The 18,374-nt window shown below is 74.0% G+C and carries 16 protein-coding genes; 3 read left to right on the top strand and 13 right to left on the bottom strand.

Annotated features, from left to right (window positions below):
* Positions 1–79: 79 nt before the first annotated feature.
* The 7 genes from I003_RS0130600 to I003_RS0130570 all read right to left on the bottom strand — a co-directional run bounded on the left by I003_RS0130600 (position 80) and on the right by I003_RS0130570 (position 7,913).
* Positions 80–2,803 (bottom strand): fumarate reductase/succinate dehydrogenase flavoprotein subunit, encoded by a 2,724-nt coding sequence (locus I003_RS0130600; protein ID WP_027774900.1) that lies wholly within the window; start codon positions 2,801–2,803, stop codon positions 80–82.
* On the bottom strand, positions 2,800–3,678 hold the full coding sequence (locus tag I003_RS0130595) for an ABC transporter ATP-binding protein (RefSeq protein WP_027774899.1): 879 nt from the start codon (positions 3,676–3,678) through the stop codon (positions 2,800–2,802). The genes I003_RS0130600 and I003_RS0130595 overlap by 4 nt, the downstream gene beginning before the upstream one ends.
* Entirely contained in the window at positions 3,675–4,487 is an 813-nt protein-coding gene (locus I003_RS0130590) for an ABC transporter permease (RefSeq protein WP_027774898.1), read from the bottom strand. Before I003_RS0130590 ends, I003_RS0130595 begins: the two co-directional genes overlap by 4 nt.
* Positions 4,484–5,863, bottom strand: coding sequence for an ABC transporter substrate-binding protein (locus I003_RS0130585; protein ID WP_027774897.1), 1,380 nt, complete (start codon positions 5,861–5,863; stop codon positions 4,484–4,486). The genes I003_RS0130590 and I003_RS0130585 overlap by 4 nt, the downstream gene beginning before the upstream one ends.
* Before the next feature lie 11 nt (positions 5,864–5,874).
* The gene (locus tag I003_RS0130580) at positions 5,875–6,102 is read right to left on the bottom strand and encodes a 4Fe-4S dicluster domain-containing protein (RefSeq protein ID WP_018837164.1); all 228 of its coding nucleotides are present in this window, start codon (positions 6,100–6,102) and stop codon (positions 5,875–5,877) included.
* Positions 6,103–6,289: 187 nt separating this feature from the next.
* Complete coding sequence (locus I003_RS0130575) at positions 6,290–7,105, bottom strand: GntR family transcriptional regulator (RefSeq protein ID WP_027774896.1); 816 nt, start codon at positions 7,103–7,105, stop codon at positions 6,290–6,292.
* A gap of 130 nt (positions 7,106–7,235) precedes the next feature.
* Positions 7,236–7,913 carry a lytic polysaccharide monooxygenase gene (locus I003_RS0130570; RefSeq protein WP_027774895.1) on the bottom strand — a complete coding sequence of 226 codons (678 nt, stop codon included), beginning with the start codon at positions 7,911–7,913 and terminating at the stop codon, positions 7,236–7,238.
* Between the two features lie 165 nt (positions 7,914–8,078).
* Here I003_RS0130570 and I003_RS0130565 point away from each other — a divergent pair, with 165 nt between their 5' ends.
* The gene (locus I003_RS0130565; RefSeq protein ID WP_027774894.1) at positions 8,079–8,657 is read left to right on the top strand and encodes a dihydrofolate reductase family protein; all 579 of its coding nucleotides are present in this window, start codon (positions 8,079–8,081) and stop codon (positions 8,655–8,657) included.
* A 26-nt stretch (positions 8,658–8,683) separates the two neighbouring features.
* On the opposite strand, the gene I003_RS0130560 is transcribed toward I003_RS0130565, so the two are convergent.
* Complete coding sequence (locus I003_RS0130560) at positions 8,684–10,219, bottom strand: MFS transporter (protein ID WP_027774893.1); 1,536 nt, start codon at positions 10,217–10,219, stop codon at positions 8,684–8,686.
* 90 nt (positions 10,220–10,309) lie between these two features.
* On the bottom strand, positions 10,310–11,344 hold the full coding sequence (locus tag I003_RS0130555) for a Ppx/GppA family phosphatase (RefSeq protein WP_486584479.1): 1,035 nt from the start codon (positions 11,342–11,344) through the stop codon (positions 10,310–10,312).
* Positions 11,345–11,601: 257 nt separating this feature from the next.
* Here I003_RS0130555 and I003_RS0130550 point away from each other — a divergent pair, with 257 nt between their 5' ends.
* Positions 11,602–12,429: an LLM class F420-dependent oxidoreductase gene (locus tag I003_RS0130550; protein ID WP_027774891.1), complete on the top strand. Its 828-nt coding sequence runs from the start codon at positions 11,602–11,604 to the stop codon at positions 12,427–12,429.
* On the opposite strand, the gene I003_RS0130545 is transcribed toward I003_RS0130550, so the two are convergent.
* The 3 genes from I003_RS0130545 to I003_RS0130535 all read right to left on the bottom strand — a co-directional run bounded on the left by I003_RS0130545 (position 12,419) and on the right by I003_RS0130535 (position 16,090).
* On the bottom strand, positions 12,419–13,612 hold the full coding sequence (locus I003_RS0130545) for an FUSC family protein (protein ID WP_486584478.1): 1,194 nt from the start codon (positions 13,610–13,612) through the stop codon (positions 12,419–12,421). The genes I003_RS0130550 and I003_RS0130545 overlap by 11 nt on opposite strands.
* A gap of 187 nt (positions 13,613–13,799) precedes the next feature.
* Positions 13,800–15,080: a glucuronyl esterase domain-containing protein gene (locus tag I003_RS0130540; protein WP_027774889.1), complete on the bottom strand. Its 1,281-nt coding sequence runs from the start codon at positions 15,078–15,080 to the stop codon at positions 13,800–13,802.
* Positions 15,081–15,193: 113 nt separating this feature from the next.
* The gene (locus tag I003_RS0130535; protein WP_027774888.1) at positions 15,194–16,090 is read right to left on the bottom strand and encodes a hypothetical protein; all 897 of its coding nucleotides are present in this window, start codon (positions 16,088–16,090) and stop codon (positions 15,194–15,196) included.
* Between the two features lie 211 nt (positions 16,091–16,301).
* Here I003_RS0130535 and I003_RS0130530 point away from each other — a divergent pair, with 211 nt between their 5' ends.
* Positions 16,302–16,841, top strand: coding sequence for a tellurite resistance TerB family protein (locus I003_RS0130530; RefSeq protein WP_486584496.1), 540 nt, complete (start codon positions 16,302–16,304; stop codon positions 16,839–16,841).
* Positions 16,842–16,932: 91 nt separating this feature from the next.
* Here the strand turns inward: I003_RS0130530 and I003_RS0130525 are convergent, their stop codons facing one another.
* Entirely contained in the window at positions 16,933–18,363 is a 1,431-nt protein-coding gene (locus tag I003_RS0130525) for a dihydrolipoyl dehydrogenase family protein (RefSeq protein WP_027774886.1), read from the bottom strand.
* Positions 18,364–18,374: the final 11 nt, after the last annotated feature.

Genomic DNA, 18,374 nt, shown 5'->3' with positions numbered 1-18,374 from the left:
CGCTCCCGCCCGGCCGGGGCGCTCCCGTGCGTGCTCCTACCCCGGGGGCCGACGACCCTACCGGCACGGGCGCGCGGCGTCAGCCGGGGGGCAGAGCGCGGTGGGCGTAGGCGCGGACGTCGGGGTCCGGGTCGGCGGCGACGGTGGCGAGCGCGGTGGGGACCGAGGCGTCGGTCGCCCGGTGCTCCAGCAGGGCGAGGACGGCAGCCCGGCGGACATCGGCGTGCGGGTCGGCCAGCGCGCGGGTCAGGGCCGGTACGGCCACCGCGGAGGCGGCGGCGCCGAGGGCGGTCGCGGCGCCCTTGCGGACCTCCCACGCCGCGTCGCCGAGCGCGGACGCGGCGGCCTCGGCGTACGGCGGCGGGCAGTCCGCGGCGGCCAGCGCCGTCAGCGCCCCGGCCCGTACCAGCACATCGTCGTCGCGCAGCAGCGGCGCGAGAGCCGCCGCGCCGGCCACGGTGCCCAGCGCGTGCGCGGCGGCGACCCGGACCTCGCGCGCCGGGTCCGCGGCGGCGCGGGCCAGCGCCCCGGCGGCCCCGGCGGTGGCCAGGGCGCGCACCGCCTGGAGCCGCACGGCCGGCTCGGGGTCGGCCAGCGCGGGCGCGAACTCCGCCTCTCCGCCGAGCCCCAGCGCGCGCAGCACCTCCAGCGCCGCGGCCCGCGCCCCGGCGTCGGGGAGCCCGAGCGCCGGCAGCAGCGCGGCGCGCACGGCCTCGTCCGCGGGCAGCACCTCCACCAGCTCGCGCAGGGCCGCGGCGGCCTCTGCCCGTACGCCCGGGTCGTCGTCGGCGAGCGCCGCGGCGAGGGCGGGGCCCGCGCCGGGCGGCGCGGCCTCGGTGAGTACGCCGACGGCGGCGCGGCGGACCGCGGCGTCCGGGTCGGCGAGGTAGGGCCGCAGCTCGTCGAGCGCGAACTGCTCCTCGGCGAGCGCCAGGACGCCGAGGATGCGCGGACTTCCCGTGGACGCGCCGGCCGCGTCGGGCTCCCGGCGCGTCGCCGGCACGGGCACCGGTGCGTCCCCGCCGCCCGCCCGCGCGACGGTCTCGCCGCGCACCTCGCCGAGGTGCCGCTCGGGGCCGCCGCGCGGCTCGTACCCGGCCACCGGCACCAGGTACGGCTCCACCGGGCGGGCGGTGAACTCCATCGCGCCGGAGGGCGACTTGCGCAGGTCCAGGTGGTGCAGCCAGCGCTCGTCGTCGCGCTCGGGGTGGTCGGTGCGCTCGTGGTACAGGCCCCAGCGGGACTCCGTGCGGGCCAGCGAGGCGCGCGCGGCCATCTCGGCGCAGTCGCGGATGAACGTGACCTCGGCGCACCGCATCAGCTCGTGCGGTGTCCGCGCGCCCATCGCGGCGATCTCCGCACGCATCCGCTCGAAGCTCTCCAGCGCCAGCGACAGCCGCGCGGCGCTCTTGGGCGGCGCGACGTAGTCGTTGACGAAGCGCCGCAGCTTGTACTCCACCTGCTGCTGCGGCGGACCGCCGGCGTTGCGCAGCGGCCGGTAGACCAGTTCGTGCGCTTCCGCGACCTGGTCGGCGGGCAGTTCGCCGGTGTACGCCCCGGCACCGGCGGCGTCCGCGCCGGCGAGGTCGCCGAAGACGAAGGCACCGATCATGTAGTTGTGCGGGACGCAGGCCAGGTCGCCGGCGGCGTAGAGACCGGGGACGGTGGTCCGGGCGTGGGCGTCGACGCGTACGCCGGAGGCCGAGTGCCCGCCGCACAGCCCGATCTCGGAGATGTGCATCTCCACGTCGTGGGTGCGGTAGTCGTGGCCGCGGCCGGCGTGGAACGTGCCGCGGGTGGGCCGTTCCGTGGTGTGCAGGATCGACTCCAGTGCGCTCACCGTCTCCTCGGGCAGATGGCTGACCTTCAGGTACACCGGCCCGCGGGCCGAGGCGACCTCGGCGGCGAACTCGGCCATCATCTGGCCCGACCAGTAGTCGGAGTCGACGAACCGCTCGCCGAGCCGGTTGACCTGGTAGCCGCCGAAGGGGTTGGCCACGTAGGCGCAGGCGGGGCCGTTGTAGTCCTTGATGAGCGGGTTGATCTGGAAGCACTCGATGCCGGTGAGCGCGGCGCCCGCGTGGTACGCCATGGCGTGGCCGTCGCCGGCGTTGGTGGGGTTCTCGTACGTGCCGTAGAGGTACCCGCTGGCGGGCAGCCCGAGCCGGCCGGCCGCGCCGGTGGCGAGGATCACCGCGCCGGCGCGGACGACGGTGAACCGGCCGGTGCGGGTGTCGAACCCGGCCGCGCCCACCGCCCGGCCCCCGGAGGTGAGCACGCGGACGGGCATCACCCGGTTCTCGATGCGGATCCGCTCGCGCATCTCGCGCCGTCGCAGCCGCCGGTAGAGGACCTTCTTGACGTCCTTGCCCTCGGGCATGGGCAGCACGTACGACCCGGAGCGGTGCACCTGGCGAACCGCGTAGCGGCCCTGCTCGTCCTTCTCGAACTTCACGCCGTACGACTCCAGCCGGCGGACCATGTCGTAGCCGCGGGTGGCGGTCTGGCGGACGGCCGCCTGGTCCACGACGCCGTCGTTGGCGCGGGTGATCTCGGCGACGTAGTCGTCGGGTTCGGTGCGGCCGGGGATGACGGCGTTGTTGACGCCGTCCATGCCCATGGCGAGCGCGCCGGAGTGGCGCACGTGGGCCTTCTCCAGCAGCAGCACGTCGGCGCCGCGTTCCGCGGCGGTGAGTGCGGCCATGGTGCCGGCGGTGCCGCCGCCGACGACGAGGACGCCGCAGGTGAGTTCGTCGGCGTCGCGAAGGTCGGGGACGGCGGGGGCGGGGGCGGGGGCGGTCACGGTGTCTCCAGGTCGCCGGCCGGCGCCGGCACGACGGGATCGGGGGTCGCGGGGTCGCGGGAGCCGCCGGAGTCGAGGGGATCGGCGGCGAGGAGGCGACGGCGCAGGGCGACGGTCGCCGGGTCCTCGCGGGCGGCGCGCTCGCGAGGCCGGGGCACGTCGTGCACGGCGAGCCCGCCGGGCCCGCCGAGCCGCGCCACCCGGTCGCCCAGGAACAGGGCCTCGTCCACGTCGTGGGTGACGAAGACGACGGTGGCCCCGGTGCTGCCCAGCACCTCGACGAGCAGGTTCTGCATGCCCGCCCGGGTCTGCGCGTCGAGCGCACCGAACGGCTCGTCCATCAGCACCGCCCGTGGCCGTCCCGCCAGCGCCCGGGCGAGTTGCGCGCGCTGGCGCTGGCCTCCGGAGACCCGGTGCGGCAGGGATCCGCCCCGGTCACCGAGGCCCACCCGCTCCAGCCACAGCCGGGCGGCGGCCTGCCGCGCGGCGCGCGGCTCCTTCCGTACGGCCAGGGGCAGTTCGACGTTGCGGCGCAGGGTGCGCCAGGGCAGCAGGGCGTCGTCCTGGAAGACCAGGGCCCGGTCCGCGCCCGGCCGGGTGACCGGCCGGGCGTCCTGCAGCACCTCGCCGGCCAGCGGCGGCAGCAGGCCGGCGAGCGTACGCAGGAGCGTGGACTTGCCGCAGCCGGACGGGCCGACGACGGCGAGGAGTTCGCCGGGCGCGGCGGCGAGCGTCACATCGTGCAGCGCCGGTGCGCCGGGCCGGCCGAGGGTGGCGCCGCGCACCTCCAGCCGTACGCCCGCGGCGGGCTGCGCCCTCGCATCCGTGCCGCCCGCGTGTACGGGCGCGGCGGTGTCCTGCACGGTCTCGCTCACGCCCGTACCCCCTTGGTCGCGTGGCCGCGGTCGTCGTGTTCGGTACGCGGCAGCCAGCCGGTCAGCCGGCGGCCCAGCACCTCGACCGCCGCCGAGGTGGCCCAGCCGAGCACCCCGATGGTGATCATTCCGACGAGCACGCCGGGGTAGTCGAGGAGCGTGTAGTCCTGCCAGGTCCGGTAGCCGACGCCGTACTCGCCGGAGATCATCTCGGCGGCGATGACGCAGATCCACGCCACCCCGATGCCGACGGAGAGGCCGCCGAAGACTCCCGGCAGCGCCCCCGGCAGCACCACGGACCACAGCACCCGCCACCGGCTGCCGCCCATCGTCAGCACGGCCTCCTCCCACACGGGGGCCAGCGCCCGCACGGCGTGCCGGGTGGCGACGGTGACGGGAAAGAACGCGGCGGCGAAGGTGATGGCGACGATGCCCTGCTCGTTGGTGGGGAAGAGCAGGATGGCGACCGGTACCAGCGCGATCGCCGGGATGGGCCGGATCACCTCCAGCACCGGGCGGATCACGTCGGACGCCACCCGGGAGCGGGCGAGCGCCACGCCGACCGCGACGCCGAGGACCGCGGCGAGCGCGAAGCCGGTGAGGATCCGGGTCAGGCTGTCGGCGAGGTCCTGCCAGTAGTCGCCGCCTGCGAGCCGGTCGCGGAAGCGGCCGGCGACGTCGAGGACGGTGGGGAACTGCGCGAAGCGCAGCCACAGGTTGACGTCGAGCGCGGTGAGCAACTGCCACAGGCCGAGGGCGGCGGCGAGCGAGGAGGTCCGCAGCAGCCGGGAGGCCCAGATCCGCCTCATCGCCCCGCCTCCCCGGCCTGCTTGCGCGCGGTGGCCGACGCGGCCCGGTAGTCGACGACCTCGGCGCCCGCGTGGTCCGCCGCCCAGTCGCGGGCGGACTCGGCGGCGACGAAGGGGTGCAGGTCCGTACCGTCGCGCACCCATGCGGCGCGGTCGGCGAACCAGCGGGTGCCGGTCGAGGCGTCCGGCACGAACACCGCCCGCACCCCGCCCTCGTGCTCCGCCGCGAACGCCAGCGCCTTCGCGGGGCCGGGGAAGGAGTGGGTGCGCTCCTCGCCGTCGAGCCACACCTCGCTGGTGCGCACCACCCCGGCGGCCTTGGCCAGTTGCCGGTCGTAGCCGCCGCCGTACGCCTTGCGGATATGGGTGTCGTCGACGAAGTCGTCCACGTCGACCTCGCCGATCAGCTCCGCGTCCTGCATCAGCTTCACATCGTCGCGGAACGCCTCGATCAGCGCCGGCTTGAGGGTGGGGTCGAAGGTGGCGGTGCCGTGGGGGCCGTTGTAGAGGTGCACGACCTCGGGCGGCAGCCCGGTGGCGTCGGCGACCTTCAGGGAGGCGTCGAGCGGCTTGTCGTCCAGATAGCGCCCGGCGTCGGTCTGCGCCCTGAGGAAGGCACGCAGCACGGCGGGCCGGTCGTCGGCGAACGAGGCGCGCACCACCACGCCGTGGAAGGTCGGCAGGTCCAGCCGGCCGCCGTCGTAGAGCGCCCGCGCCCGGTCCTGGAAGGCGAGCAGTCCGGGCCAGGCGACGAACTGCGACAGCGCGTCGACGCTGCCGCCTTCGAGTGCGGAGGCGCCTACGGCGGGCTGCTGGTTGAGCTTGCTGATGTCCTCGGCGGGGTCGAGCCCCTCGCGTTCCAGGGCGCGTACGAGGGTCCCGTCGGCGGCCGAGCCCTCGCTGGTGGAGACCTTCCTGCCCTTCAGGTCGGCGAGGGAGCCGAGGCCGGAACGGGGCGCTACGACGACGGTGTTGAGACCGCCGCGCATGTTGTAGCCGGTGACGGAGACGAGTTCGGTGGGGGCGTCGAGCTGGGCGCCGCGGTAGGCGTTGATGAGCAGCGGGAAGTCGCCCATGGAGCCGATGTCGACCTTGCCCGCGGTCATCTGGGCGGTGATGGGCGCGCCGGTGGCGTAGTCCTGCCACTTCACCTCGTACGTGCGCCCGTCACGCTTGCCGAGGGCCTTCAGTTCGCGCTCGAAGTAGCCGAGGGAGCGCAGCAGGGTGCCCGCGGTGACGGTGTTGATGGTCTTGGACTGGTAGCCGACGGTGACGGTGACGTGGTCGCCGTCGCTCGCGGAGCTGCTGCCGCAGCCGGCGAGGGCGAGCGGGAGCAGCAGGGCGGCGGCGAGGGGCAGGGGTGTGCGTGGTGGCATGAGGGGCCTCTTCAGCGCAGGAGGTAGGGCATGTTGACCGTGACCGCGCCGGTGGGACAGCGCGCGGCGCACGGGCCGCAGTACCAGCACTCGTCGACGTGCATGTACGCCTTGCTGCTGTCGGGGTCGATGGCGAGCGAGTCCAGCGGGCACATGTCGACGCACAGGGTGCAGCCGTCGATGCACTTGGACTCGTCGATGGTCACGGGCACGTCGGCCCGCTGGGGCACCAGCGCCATGCCGGGCTCCTTCGCGTGTGGGCGTGGGTTCGGGAGGTACGGGAGGTACGGGAGGTACGGGAGGTACGGGAGGTACGGGATGAACAGGAGGTACGGAAAGCACAGAACGTATGAGATGTATGCGATGTACAGGGCATACAGGCTGTACGGATGCAGGGGTACGGCGCGACAGGGCGGAGGCGGGTGGTCAGCGACAGCGGTGCAGCAGCCCGCGCATGGTGATCCGGTCACCGCGGAAGCGGACGAACTCCAGGTCCACCGGGCGGCCGTCGGACAGATGGGTGAGCCGCTCCAGCATCAGCAGCGCGGCGCCGCGCGGCGCCTGGAGCACGGCGGCGGAGTGCGCGTCGGCGGTGACGGCCTCCAGAGTGATCTCCGCGGTGCCCAGCGGCTGCCCGGTCAGCTCCTCCAGCAGCCGGAAGATGTCGGTGTTCTCCAGGTCGGCGCCGAGGAGCCGGACGCCGATGTCCATGGGCAGGTACGTCAGGTCCAGGGAGAGCGGCAGCCCGCCGAGGCGGCGCAACCGCTCCACGTACAGCACCTCGCCGCCCTCTGGCTCGCCGAGGCGCTCGGCGACGCAGGCGGGGGCGGCGACGGGCCCCGCGGTGCGGATCTCGTTGGTGACGCGGCCGTGCTCGTGCAGCGTCTCGGCCAGGCCCTGCAGCCGGTCGAGCCCGTGCGCGTACTTCTCCGCGACGACCACCGTGCCCAGCCCCGGCACGCGTTCCACCAGCCGTTCGGAGCGCAGCAGGTCCAGGGCCTGGCGCACGGTGTTGCGGGTGGCGTCGTAGTCGGCGCCGAGCGTCGACTCGTGCGGCAGCACGCCGTCGGGGTACGCGCCGCCGAGAACCTGCCCGCGCAGCAGGTCGGCCAACTGCCTCGCGCGGTCCGCGCGCAGCCGGCGGCGCCGCGCGGCGGCCGTGCCGTGACCGCCCGCACCGCCGCCGGCCGGGCTCGGCCGGCCGGCGGCGGGCTGCTCTCTCAGGCGTTGCGCGGAAGGCATGACGGCACCATAGGCGCGCGCCGCGCGGAAGTGTGTTGCGGCAGTGTTGCGCCATCCCGAAGGGCCCACGGTACGGGCCTGAACTGGGACGACGCGGGGCCGGGCCGGACTTCCGCCAGCCTGGCCCGCGCTAGAACGTCACATCGCTGCAGAAGAAGTAGATCTGGTCCGCGTGCGACGCCTTCCAGATGGTGTAGACGATGTGGTGACCGCTGCGGCCCGGCGCGCTGGCGTTCGCGGTGTAGTGGTTGGCGGGCCCGTACGGGCCGGCGGTGGCCACGCGCTCCAGGTCTCCCCAGTCCAGCGCGTCGTTCTGCGCGTCGTAGCCCTGCCGGGTCACGTAGACGTAGAGGTAGTCGGCGCCGTGGTACGCCTGGTCGAGGACGTCGACGGTGAAGTCCGTGCCGATGGCGGAGGTCTTCCACGCGCCGGGGGTGTCCATGGAGTCGTAGCGGCCGTCCTGGGTGTGGCCGGCGCTGCAGAGCTGGTTGTCGGGGATGTGGGCCTCGAAGTCGCCGCCGGTGCCCTCGCGGTAGAGGCCGTTCCAGTTCCACATGCCGTTGGTGTCGTGCTGCCACGCCTGCCAGCACATCGGGTCCTGCTGCTGCATGTCAGGGTTCTGGAAGTCGTCTCCCCAGCGCTGCCAGCAGCCGTAGTTGCGGGAGACGGGGTCGGCCGCGGAGCCGTGGGCCTGCGCGGTACCGCCGGTCCAGGGCGTCATCAGGAGCGCGGCGGCGGCCAGGACGGCCAGGAGGGCGCGGACGGGCAGACTCCGCGCGTCGGTGCGATCGTTCGGTAGCGATGACACTGCGGCTCCTCCTCCGGTAGAGGTGAAGATTGGGAGCGCTCCCAATCTTCGGGCCTCTCCCCCGGCGGCGTCCGTGCGAAACCTGAACGCGCGCGGCGATGAGTTCCGGTGCCCCGCCCCGTCCCTCTCCACGTACCCGAGCAACGGCCTTCCGAGGAGCGCATCATGACCGCCACGTACACCTTCGACGTCTTCAGCAGCCTCGACGGCTTCGGCGCCGCCGGGGGCGACTGGACCGGCTACTGGGGCAAGCAGGGCCCCGAGCTGCTGGACCACCGCCTCGGCCTGTACAGCCAGGAGCAGCGGATGGTCTTCGGCGCCACGACCCACCGGATGTTCTCCCGGATGATCGCCGAGAGCAGCGAGGGCGACGACGTACGCGACCCGTGGGTCACCCGGATGACCCAACTGCCGGCGACCGTGGTGTCGACCACCCTGACGGAGCCGCTCGACTGGCCGGACGCCACCGTCGCGCACGGCGACGCCCTCGACGTCGTCGCCCGGCTGAAGGAGGAGTCCGACGTGCCGCTGCGCTCGCACGGCAGCCTGGCGATGAACCGGGCGCTGATGGCCGCCGGCCTGGTCGACCGCGTGCAGGTCACCCTCTTTCCGGTGATCACCGGACGGTCCGGGCTCGCCCCGGTCTTCGGGGGCGCGGCCGACTTCGACCTCGACCTGATCGAGACCCGGACCCTCGACGGCCGCATCCAGGAACTCGTCTACCGGCCCGCCCTGCACGGCTGAGCCGGGCCCGCCCGCCCCGGCGCCGGTCAGGAGAAGTTCCGGCGCTGGGTGCGTACCACCTCCTCGGCCTCCGCCGCCGTCGCCACCGCGGGCGGGGAGCCCCACAGCGGCAGGCCGGCGGTCTCCTTCAGCAGCGATACGGAGACGATGCCGACGACGGCGAAGGCCATCGTGTAGTACGCCGCCGCCATCTGGGTGTCCAGGACGTGCACCAGCCCTTCGATGACCGCGGGGGTGGTGCCGCCGAAGACCGCGACGGAGATGTTGTAGCCGATGGCGAGGGAGCCGTAGCGCACCTCCGTGGGGAAGAGCGCCGGCAGCGTCGCCGACATGGTGCCCTGGAGACAGATGAGGCTGCCCCCGAGCAGCAGCATCCCGCCGAAGACGGCGAGGACGGAGCCCTGCCGGAGCAGGGCGTAGGCCGGCGCGGTCACCACGAGGAAGCCGACCATGCCGGCCATCAGCAGGGGCTTGCGGCCGTGGCGGTCGTTGAGCCTGCCGATGAACGTGACGACGGCGATCATCGCCACCATGGTGGCGATGACGACGGCGAGCTGTCCGGTGCGCGGCCAGTCCAGGGCCTCCGTGAGATACGTCGGCATGTAGGTGAGAAGCATGTAGTTGGCCACGTTGTACGCGGCCACCAGCGCGATGCACAGCATCAGCATCCTGCGCTGCCCCGCCATGATCTGCCGCAGCTCCCCCGGCCCCTGCTTCCGCTCGGTCCGCGCCTCCGGGCTGAGCGTCTCCGCCCCGCCCGTCACCTCCGCGACCGTGGCCCGGCCCGCCTCGGACTTGACGAAGGCGGGCGTCTCCTCCAGCTTCAGCCGCAGGTAGAGCCCGATCGCTCCCAGCGGTCCGCCGATGAGGAACGGCACGCGCCAGCCCCAGGAGCCCATCGCGCCCTCGCCGATGCCGGCGGTGAGCACCAGGACGAGCCCGGAGGCGCCGATGTAGCCGGCGAGGGTGCCCATCTCCAGGAAGCTGCCGTAGTAGCCGCGCCGCTTGTCGGGGGCGTATTCGGCGATGAAGGTGGCCGCGCCGCCGTACTCGCCGCCGGTGGAGAAGCCCTGCGTCAGCCGGGCGACGATGAGCAGCAGGGGCGCCCACATGCCGATGGTCTCGTAGCTGGGGATGAGGCCGATGGAGAAGGTGGCCGAGGCCATCAGGATCATCGTCAGCGCCAGCACCTGCTTGCGGCCGACGCGGTCGCCGAGCGGGCCGAAGAACGCGCCGCCCAGGGGGCGCACGGCGAAGGAGATCGCGAAGGTCGCCAGCGACAGCATCGTGCGGGTGCCCTCGCTGGCGCCGGAGTAGAAGACCTCGCCGAGGGTGACGGCGAGGTAGGCGTAGATGCCGTAGTCGAACCACTCCATGGCATTGCCGAGCGCGGCGGCGCGCACGGCGCGCTTGATCTCGGGTTCCTCGGTGACGGTGATCTCGCTCAGCCGCCACCTGGGCCGGAGCCTGGCCTGCGCCGCACGGAAGAGCACGGGGTGGCGTTTACGGGCCGCGGGATCCCGGGCCGTGCTGCCGTCGTTGTCCTGGGCCTCTGCGTCCATGAGATCCGGGGTACCACGCCGCCCGCCCGCATCGTGGTCAACGCGCCGCCGCTGACGCCCCTTCGGCCGCGGACGGGCGGCGTTTCGGGCTCAGTTCGACAGGTTGATCTGCGTCCGGATCTGGTCGAACCCGGGGCCCGGGTGGGGCCTGCGGGGTCCCGGCACGCGCGGTTCGTCACCGCCCGGGGCCGTCCACCAGCTCACGCTGCCCTCCTCGATGGTGCGCAGCAGGATGCCTTCGCGGATCGCCCAGGGGCAGACCGTGACCACCTCGATGCTCATCAGCTTCATCGCGGTGTGCGCGACCACCGCGCCGGCCAGCGACTGCCGGGCGCGGGCCGGCGAGATGCCGGGCAGCCGGGCGCGTTCGGCCGCGGGCAGCCCCCGCAACCGCTTGACCGCACCGCGCAGGTCCTCCTGCGCCATCGTGCGCGGGACGAACGGACCGTGCCGGCCGGGTGCGGCACCGCAGAGCCGGGCGAGCTGCTGCATGGTGCGGGAGGTGACGACGGTCGTACGGGGCGCCTCCCAGCGGATGCGCGCGGCGACGTCGCGCAGGCGGTGCCGCACATGGCGGCGCACGGCCTTGACGGCGGCGGGCGGCGGCGGGTCGTGCTTGCCGAAGAACTCGCGGGTCAGACGGGCGGCGCCCAGCGGCACCGCGATGGCGAAGTCGGGCAGCCTGCTGCGGCCGCAGGCCACCTCGAACGAGCCGCCGCCGATGTCGAGGACGGCCATCGGCCCGGCCCGCCAGCCCATCCACCGGCGGGCCGCCAGGAACGTCAGCTCCGCCTCCTTCTCCCCGGGCAGCAGTTGCAGGGCCACGTCGGTGCGCTCACGGACGGCGCGGCAGATGTCGCGCACGTTGGGGGCGTCGCGGACGACCGCGGTGGCGAAGGCGAAAGGCTCCGCCACCCCCCAGCGCCGGGCCTCCTCCCGGGCGGCGCCGACGGCCGCGGCCAGCTCCGCGACCGCACGCTCGCCGAGCCGTCCGTCGGGCTCGGCGAGCTCCGCCAGGCGCAGTTGCCGCTTGGCGGTGTGCACGGGCAGCGGCACCCTGCCGTCCGCGTCCGCGACCACCAGGCGCACCGTGTGGGATCCCGCATCGATCACGCCGACTCTCATTCAGCCTCGCGTACCCCCATCGGCGGCTTTTCAGACATCCCTCCTCTTCCGACCCGGGTGTCCCGGACTTCGCCGTTCGCGCCCGGTGCGGGTCGGTTCGCATCAGGTCCCGCGGGCCCGGCCGGCACCGAGGCCGTACCGGCGGCGTGGGTGAAGGCGGCCCTTGATCCTTGCGGGCGTGCCCGGGGTGTGCGACCGTGCGTGGCGCGTGACCGGGGCGGTACGCGACGTGTGCATCCGAGGAGAGGTGGCCGCAGGTGAAGTTCGGGGTGTCGACGTTCCTGACCGACGAGGGCATCGCACCGGCGGTGCTCGGGCGGGCGCTGGAGGAGCGCGGCTTCGACGCGCTGTTCGTCGCCGAGCACACCCACATCCCGGTCGCCCGGGTCTCGCCCCTGCCGGCCGGCGGCGAGCTGCCCCGGAAGTACTACCGCACGCTCGATCCGTTCGTCGCCCTCTCGGCGGTCGCGTCGGCGACGCGGAACCTGCTCCTCGGCACCGGAGTCACGCTGCTCGTGGAGCGGGACCCGATCGTCACCGCGAAGGAGGTCGCCACGCTCGACCTGCTTTCGGGCGGCCGGGTGGCCTTCGGCATCGGAGCCGGGTGGAACCGCGAGGAGATGCGCAACCACGGCACGGATCCGCGCACCCGCGGGCGGCTGCTGGACGAGCGGGTGCGCGCGATGATCGAGCTGTGGACGCGGGACGAGGCGGAGTTCCACGGCGAGTTCGTCGACTTCGACCCGGTCTTCTGCTGGCCGAAGCCGGTGCAGCGCCCCCATCCGCCCGTCTACGTGGGCGGGGGCGGCGAGCCGGCCTTCGCACGGGTGGCGGCGTACGGCGCGGCGTGGCTGCCGAGCCGGGTGCCGGCCGGGGAACTGGGCGCGCGGATGCGGCGGCTGCGGGAGGTGGCGGGCGACGCGCCGGTGGTGCCGTACTCCGCGTCGCACGAGCCGGACGCCCTGGAGACGTACGCCGGGCTGGGGCTGGAGCGGGTGCTGCTGGACCTGCCGACGCTGCCGGAGGCGGAGTCGCTGCGGGCGCTGGACGAGCTGGCGGCGGCGGCCGAGCGGTTCAGCGGGTGATCCAGGCGCTGAGGCGTGCAAGCCGGGGCAAGCGCTCGCGGTAGTCGCGGCTGCTGCGGTCCAGACCTTCCAGGAGGCGGGCGGAGCGGTTCTCGGTGTCCAGTTCGTCGATGAGCCGGTTGACGTCGGCGAGCAGCCCGCCGTACAGGAACCAGTTCCTCTCGTCGGTCCCCACGGTGTCCAGGAGCAGGGCCTCCACCCGGTCGCGTACGGTACGGGCCGCCGAGAGGTCCGCGTCCAGCCGGCCGGCCGCGGTCTCGGCGTTCGCCGAGACCTCGGTCGAGACCAGTTGCGCGAAGCTCACCAGCGCGTCGCCGAGATAGCCGAACAGATCCTGCAGCGCCACCCCCGCCTCGCGGGGGAACAAGGGCTCCCCCGGCCGCCGCGCCTCCGCCAGGTCCGTGAGGCCACGGGTGAGGACGCGCAGCACCACCGCGCAGACCTCCAGCGTGTCCAGTCCGGTGCGCAGCACCACGCGGTGCATGAGGCCCTCGCTCACCCGGGGGTTGAGGCGCAGGCTGTCCTCCGCGCGGCGCAGCGAGGTGTCGACCTCGCCGACGAAGTCGTCCAGGTCGCGCGCCGTCTGCAGCCGGTCGGCGGCGACGGCGGGAGAGGTGACCTCGGTGAGCTGCTCCGCGCTGCGCGACATCAGGCGGCGCATGCGCCGGGCCAGGTCCTCGATGGCGTCGCCGGCGCTCTCCACCCATACCGGGGGCGCCAGCAACAGGTTGAACGTCAGGCCGACCACGGCGCCGGTGATCGTCTCCAGGATCCGGGTGAACGCCGTGTCCTCCACATGGCTGACGCCGAGCACGAGCATCGCGCTGATCGCGACCTCGGGCACGAACTCGCTCACCCGCACGATGCGGCCCGCGATCAGCGAGCTGAGCATGATCAGCCCGAGGCTCCACCAGCTCAGGCCCACCAGCGCGCTGAACCCGCTGGCGATGAGCACCCCGACCACCACGGCGGTGACACGGCGGATGCCGGTGGTGAGGGTGGCGTAGAAGGTCACCTGGACGACGAGCAGCGCGGTCAGCGGTGCCGTCAGCGGTTTGGGGCCGTTGCTGAGCTGGAGGGCGACGACGTACGCGATCGTGGCGGCCATGGTGGCGCGCAGCGTCTGCGCCACGGCGGGCGCGCGGAGCCGCTCGACGGCGCCGGCCAGAAGCGGGCGCCGCACGATGGCGTCGGATGCGTGGAGCTTCAGCGCTCCTCCCGGTGACGTCGCGCGCTCGGAGCGCCGCGGCGGTCCGCCGCGGCGCCGGTGATCAAGCACAAGGTCTCACAGAGAGCGCCACAGCTCACCGCAGGGAGCCACCCCCTCGGGCACGCGTACGCCGAGGGGGTGGTGTGGGGGACCGGCGGGGTCAGCCGCCGTCGGTGAGGACCGGGGTCTGCCAGGTGCGCCACTCGGCGAGGTTGCCGGGCTTCTGCGGCGAGATCCGGAACACACCGGGCGCGGTGCCCGTACCGTTCAGGAACGTCGCGATGCTCTGCTGCAGCGGGCCGCGCCACTCGGACCGGGAGGCGCAGTGGGTGCCGTCCTGCACATCGGACCAGTAACTGATGTTCTGGCCCGCGCCGAGCGCCTTGTAGACCTCGGCCCCGCCGAGCGCCGCGACGCTGCCGGACCGGGCGCCGAGCCAGTCGATGTGCGGATTCTCCATGAGGAACAGCCCGCGAGGCGCGATCATGCCGACCATCTCGTGGGTGTCCACCGGCAGTTGCGCCGGGTCGCCGGTGTACGAGCCGAAGGCGTCGCCCAGCCACGGCTGTTCCGAGTACCCGCTGCTCAGCGGCTGCGCGCCGCTCTCCCGGGCGATGCTGCGGAGGGCGGGTGCGCCCGCGGTACCCGACTCGACGGGCATCGTCAGCGCGATGCGCTGGTCGAACGCGCCGGCCACGAACGCACCCTTGCCGAACCGGGAGCAACCGGTGACGCCGGTCGCGTCCGCCCGCAGCACGCTGCCGTCCGACTGCTCGATGACGTCGATGATCCGGCTGACGCCCCAGGCCCAGGCCATGAGCAGCCCGGTGCTGCTGGAGGAGCCGTAGACGCTGTAGAAGGCGCCCTGCTTGTTGTTGCGCGGGGTGCCCTCCCGGCCCACGGCGTACGGGTCGAAGTTGACGACGGCGGCGCCCGCGGCCTTGATGGCGGCGGTGTCCGCCCCGAACCCGCCGTAGACGACGACCGCGGGGAACGGGCCGGTGCCGGAGGGCAGGTCGACGCTTGCCGAGAAGTTCGCGCTGCGGCCCTGGTCCGAGACGTTCACGGTGATCCCGGTCCGCGAGACGCTGCCGGTGACGACTGCGGGCTTGGCCGGCTTCTGGCCGTAGACGGTGCGCTCGGCCAGCTCCCTGATCTCCGCCCGGCGGCAGCGCCAGTCGGACGTGCTGGTGACGCGGGTGCCGTCCAGCTTGGTGAAAGGATCGGGCAGCAGCGGATCCGAGGGCGTGGGCGGGCTGGGGACGGGGCAGTCGGCGCCGTCGTCCTCGACCCCGGGAGCCGCCTGCGCGACGGTCCCGGGGCGGTCGGCGGCGGCCCCCGGCCGGGCGTCGAGGATGGCGGCGAGCATCGCCGCGACGGCGACGACGGCGACGACCGTCCAGGGGAGCGGTCGGAGCCGGCGGAGCGGGTGGAAGTGCATGGGGGGTCCTCCTCGTATGGGAGCGCTCCCATACGGTAGGAAGGCGCCCTTCGTGCGACAACGGTGATTTCCAGCCAGTTTCGCAACGATGATCGAAACTTTCGGAGGACTTCTCAGCCGCCGATCACCGCGCCCGACGGCACCCGGTCGGCCGGCACCGAGAACACCGCGACGTAGGGCTGCGGGTCCCGGCACCCCCCGGCCGGCACCGGCCGCAGCCGCCGCGACGTGATCTCCAGCAGCAGGTCGTCGCCGCAGCCGCGGCCCTCGAAGGCGAAACGCCGCGCCGGACCGGGAAGCTCCGCGTCGTACACGCCCCCGAGCCTGCCCTCCAGCACGGCGACCGCCGACGCCGGCAGCGGCCGTGCGAAGGCGTCGAACTGGTCCGGCTGGCTGACCTCGGCCGCCCGCCGCTCACGCCCCGCCACGGCACCGTCCAGCGGCGCGTACGCCAGGAGTTCGGCCGGCCCCGGCGGTCCCGGATCGGTGCCTCCGATGGCCGGATGCGCACCGACGTCCTTCTCCGGGACGGCGAAGACCGCGAGCACGTCCCACGGGCTGTCGCACGTCTCGTACGTGGTCGTTCCGGTCAGCCGCGCCGAGTAGCCGGTGCCCTCGGCGTGCGTCAGCACCGCGCCCTCCGCGCTCGTGCACCCGCTGCTCCAGCTCAACGCGACCAGCGCCTCGGTCTCCAGGTCACGCTGGTGCAGCTTCTCCCGCAGTCCGGCGCCGAGGCCCCCCTGCGGATACCAGCCGGCGAACGCCGTCACGTCCGCCGGCGTCCGCAGCAGCGTGCTGACCGGCGCGAGCCCGTGCCCCTGCTCGAAGTGCACGGCCTCGGCCCCGGGCACGGCCGTGCCCCCGGTGCCGCCCGGCCCGGACTCCGCCGGCCCGTCCGAGCCCTCCACCGCCCACCACACTCCACCCGCGAGCAGCGCGCCCACCACGATCGCCGCCGTGATCAGCCACGTACTGCCGTGCAGACGCGCGTCGGCCCTGTCCCCCGTCATGCCGTCCCCTCGTTTCCCCCGCACGCCTCTCCGACGGCGCCGCGCCCCCCGCGGTTCCCCCGTTCCCCCGTTCCCCCGGACGGGTGGATGCGGAACCCCGGCGTCCTGCGGGGGCGTTGAGAGACTGACCGCGGCAAGCGGTCTTCGGTACCAGGACCGGAACCGACGAGTCGGGCGGCACGCCCGCAACCCGAGGTGGCATTCAGTGTCGATGTTTGATCGGATCAAGGACCAGGCCAAGGGCCTTCAGCAATCCCGGGGCGGAGCGCGGTCCGGGAGCGGCGGCGGCTCGACGGGCTCGGGCGGCGGCACCAGGGCGCAGCTCGTGAGCATGTTCAAGTCCCAGCTCAGCTCGATGAAGACGGAGCTGAAGAGCGGCGCGTACCGGGACGCCACCATGGCCGTCTGCGCGCTCGTGGCGGCGGCGGACGGGCACGTGCACCCCGCCGAGCGGGAGCGCATGGAGGCGATGATCGTGAGCAACGACGTGCTGCAGAACTTTTCGCCGGAGCAGTTGCGGCAGCGGTTCACCAAGCACCTGGACCGGCTCACCGTCAACTTCCAGCAGGGCAGGACGGAGGCGCTGCAGGAGATCGCCAAGGCCAAGAAGAAGCCGGCGGAGGCGCGGGCGGTGATCCAGACCGGGTTCGTCATCGCGGGCGCCGACGGCCACGTCGACCCGGCCGAGCAGCAGGTGATCCGCGAGGCGTGCACGGCGCTCGGGCTGTCGCCCTCGGAGTTCGGCATCTGACCCGGGACGGACTCCGGGTCCGCGTGCCTCGTCACACCCCGCAGGGAGTACGAGGCACGCGGTGCGCCCGGACCCGGGGCGGAGGGCGCGGTCAGCCGCGGTACGTCTCCAGCAGCCGCAGCCACACCTCGCTGACCGTCGGGTACGACGGGACCGCGTGCCACAGCCGGCTCACCGGCACCTCGCCCGCGACCGCGATGGTCGCCGAGTGGATCATCTCCCCCACCCCCGGTCCGACGAACGTGACGCCGCGCAGGATCTCCTCGTCCACGTCGACGACCATGCGCGCGCGCCCGCGGTAGCCGTCCGCGTACAGGCCCGCGCCCGCGACCGAGCCCATGTCGACGTCGACCGCGCGCACCCGGTGGCCGGCCTGTTCCGCTTCCGCCAGCGTCAGCCCGACGGCCGCGGCCTCGGGGTCGGTGAAGACGACCTGCGGGACGGCGCCGTGGTCGGCGGTCGCGGCGTGCGCGCCCCACGGGTCCGACTCCAGCAGGGGCACGCCCTGTGCGCGGGCGGCGATGGCGTTCCCGGCGATGCGGGCCTGGTACTTGCCCTGGTGGGTCAGGAGCGCGCGGTGGTTGACGTCCCCGACCGCGTACAGCCACTGGCTGCCCTCGACGCGCAGACTGTCGTCCACGGCCAGCCAGGAGCCGGGCTCCAAGTCCACGGTCTCCAGTCCGATGTCGTCGGTGCGGGGCGCGCGGCCGGTGGCGAAGAGGATCTCGTCGGCCTCGACGGTGTCACCGGCGTCGGTGGTCGCGCGGACGATGCCGTTCTCGCGGACCACGGAGGTGACGGAGGTTCCGGTACGGACCTGGGCACCGGCCTCCCTGAGCTCCTCGGCGACCAGCTCCCCCGCGAAGGGCTCCATGCGTCCCAGCAGACCGCCGCCGCGGACGAGGACGGTGACCCGGGAGCCGAGCGCATGCCAGGCGGTGGCCATCTCGGCGGCGACCACGCCGCCGCCGACGACGATGAGCCGGCCGGGGACGGCCGCGGAGCTGGTGGCGTCCCGGCTGGTCCACGGCCGGACGTCGGCGAGGCCCGGCAGGTTCGGCAGCACGGCGCGGCTGCCGGTGCAGACGGCGACGGCGTGCCCGGCGGTCAGCGTGCGCACCGCCCCGTCGGCATCGGTCACGGTCACGGTGCGCGGGCCGGCGAGGCGGCCCTTGCCGCGGTAGAGGTCGGCCCCGATGCCCTCCAGCCAGGCGACCTGGCCGCTGTCCTGCCAGTGGGAGGTGTAGGCGTCCCGGTGGGCGAGAACCGCGGGCGCGTCGAGGTCGCCGGCCACCAGGGCGCTCAGCCCGGGCACCCGGCGGGCGTCGGCGCGCGCGAGCACCGGCCGCAGCAGGGCCTTGCTGGGCATGCAGGCCCAGTACGAGCACTCGCCCCCGACGAGTTCGCTCTCGACGACCGCGGTGGACAGGCCGGCGGCGCGGGTGCGGTCGGCGACGTTCTCACCCACCGGACCGGCGCCGAGGACCACCACGTCGTACGCGAAAGATTCCGTTTCCGTCATGGGGTCAGTGT

The sequence above is a fragment of the Streptomyces sp. CNQ329 genome (genome assembly GCF_000482585.1).
The sequence above is the reverse complement of the archived record's forward strand: the minus strand, read 5'-3'. Positions and strand labels throughout refer to the sequence as shown.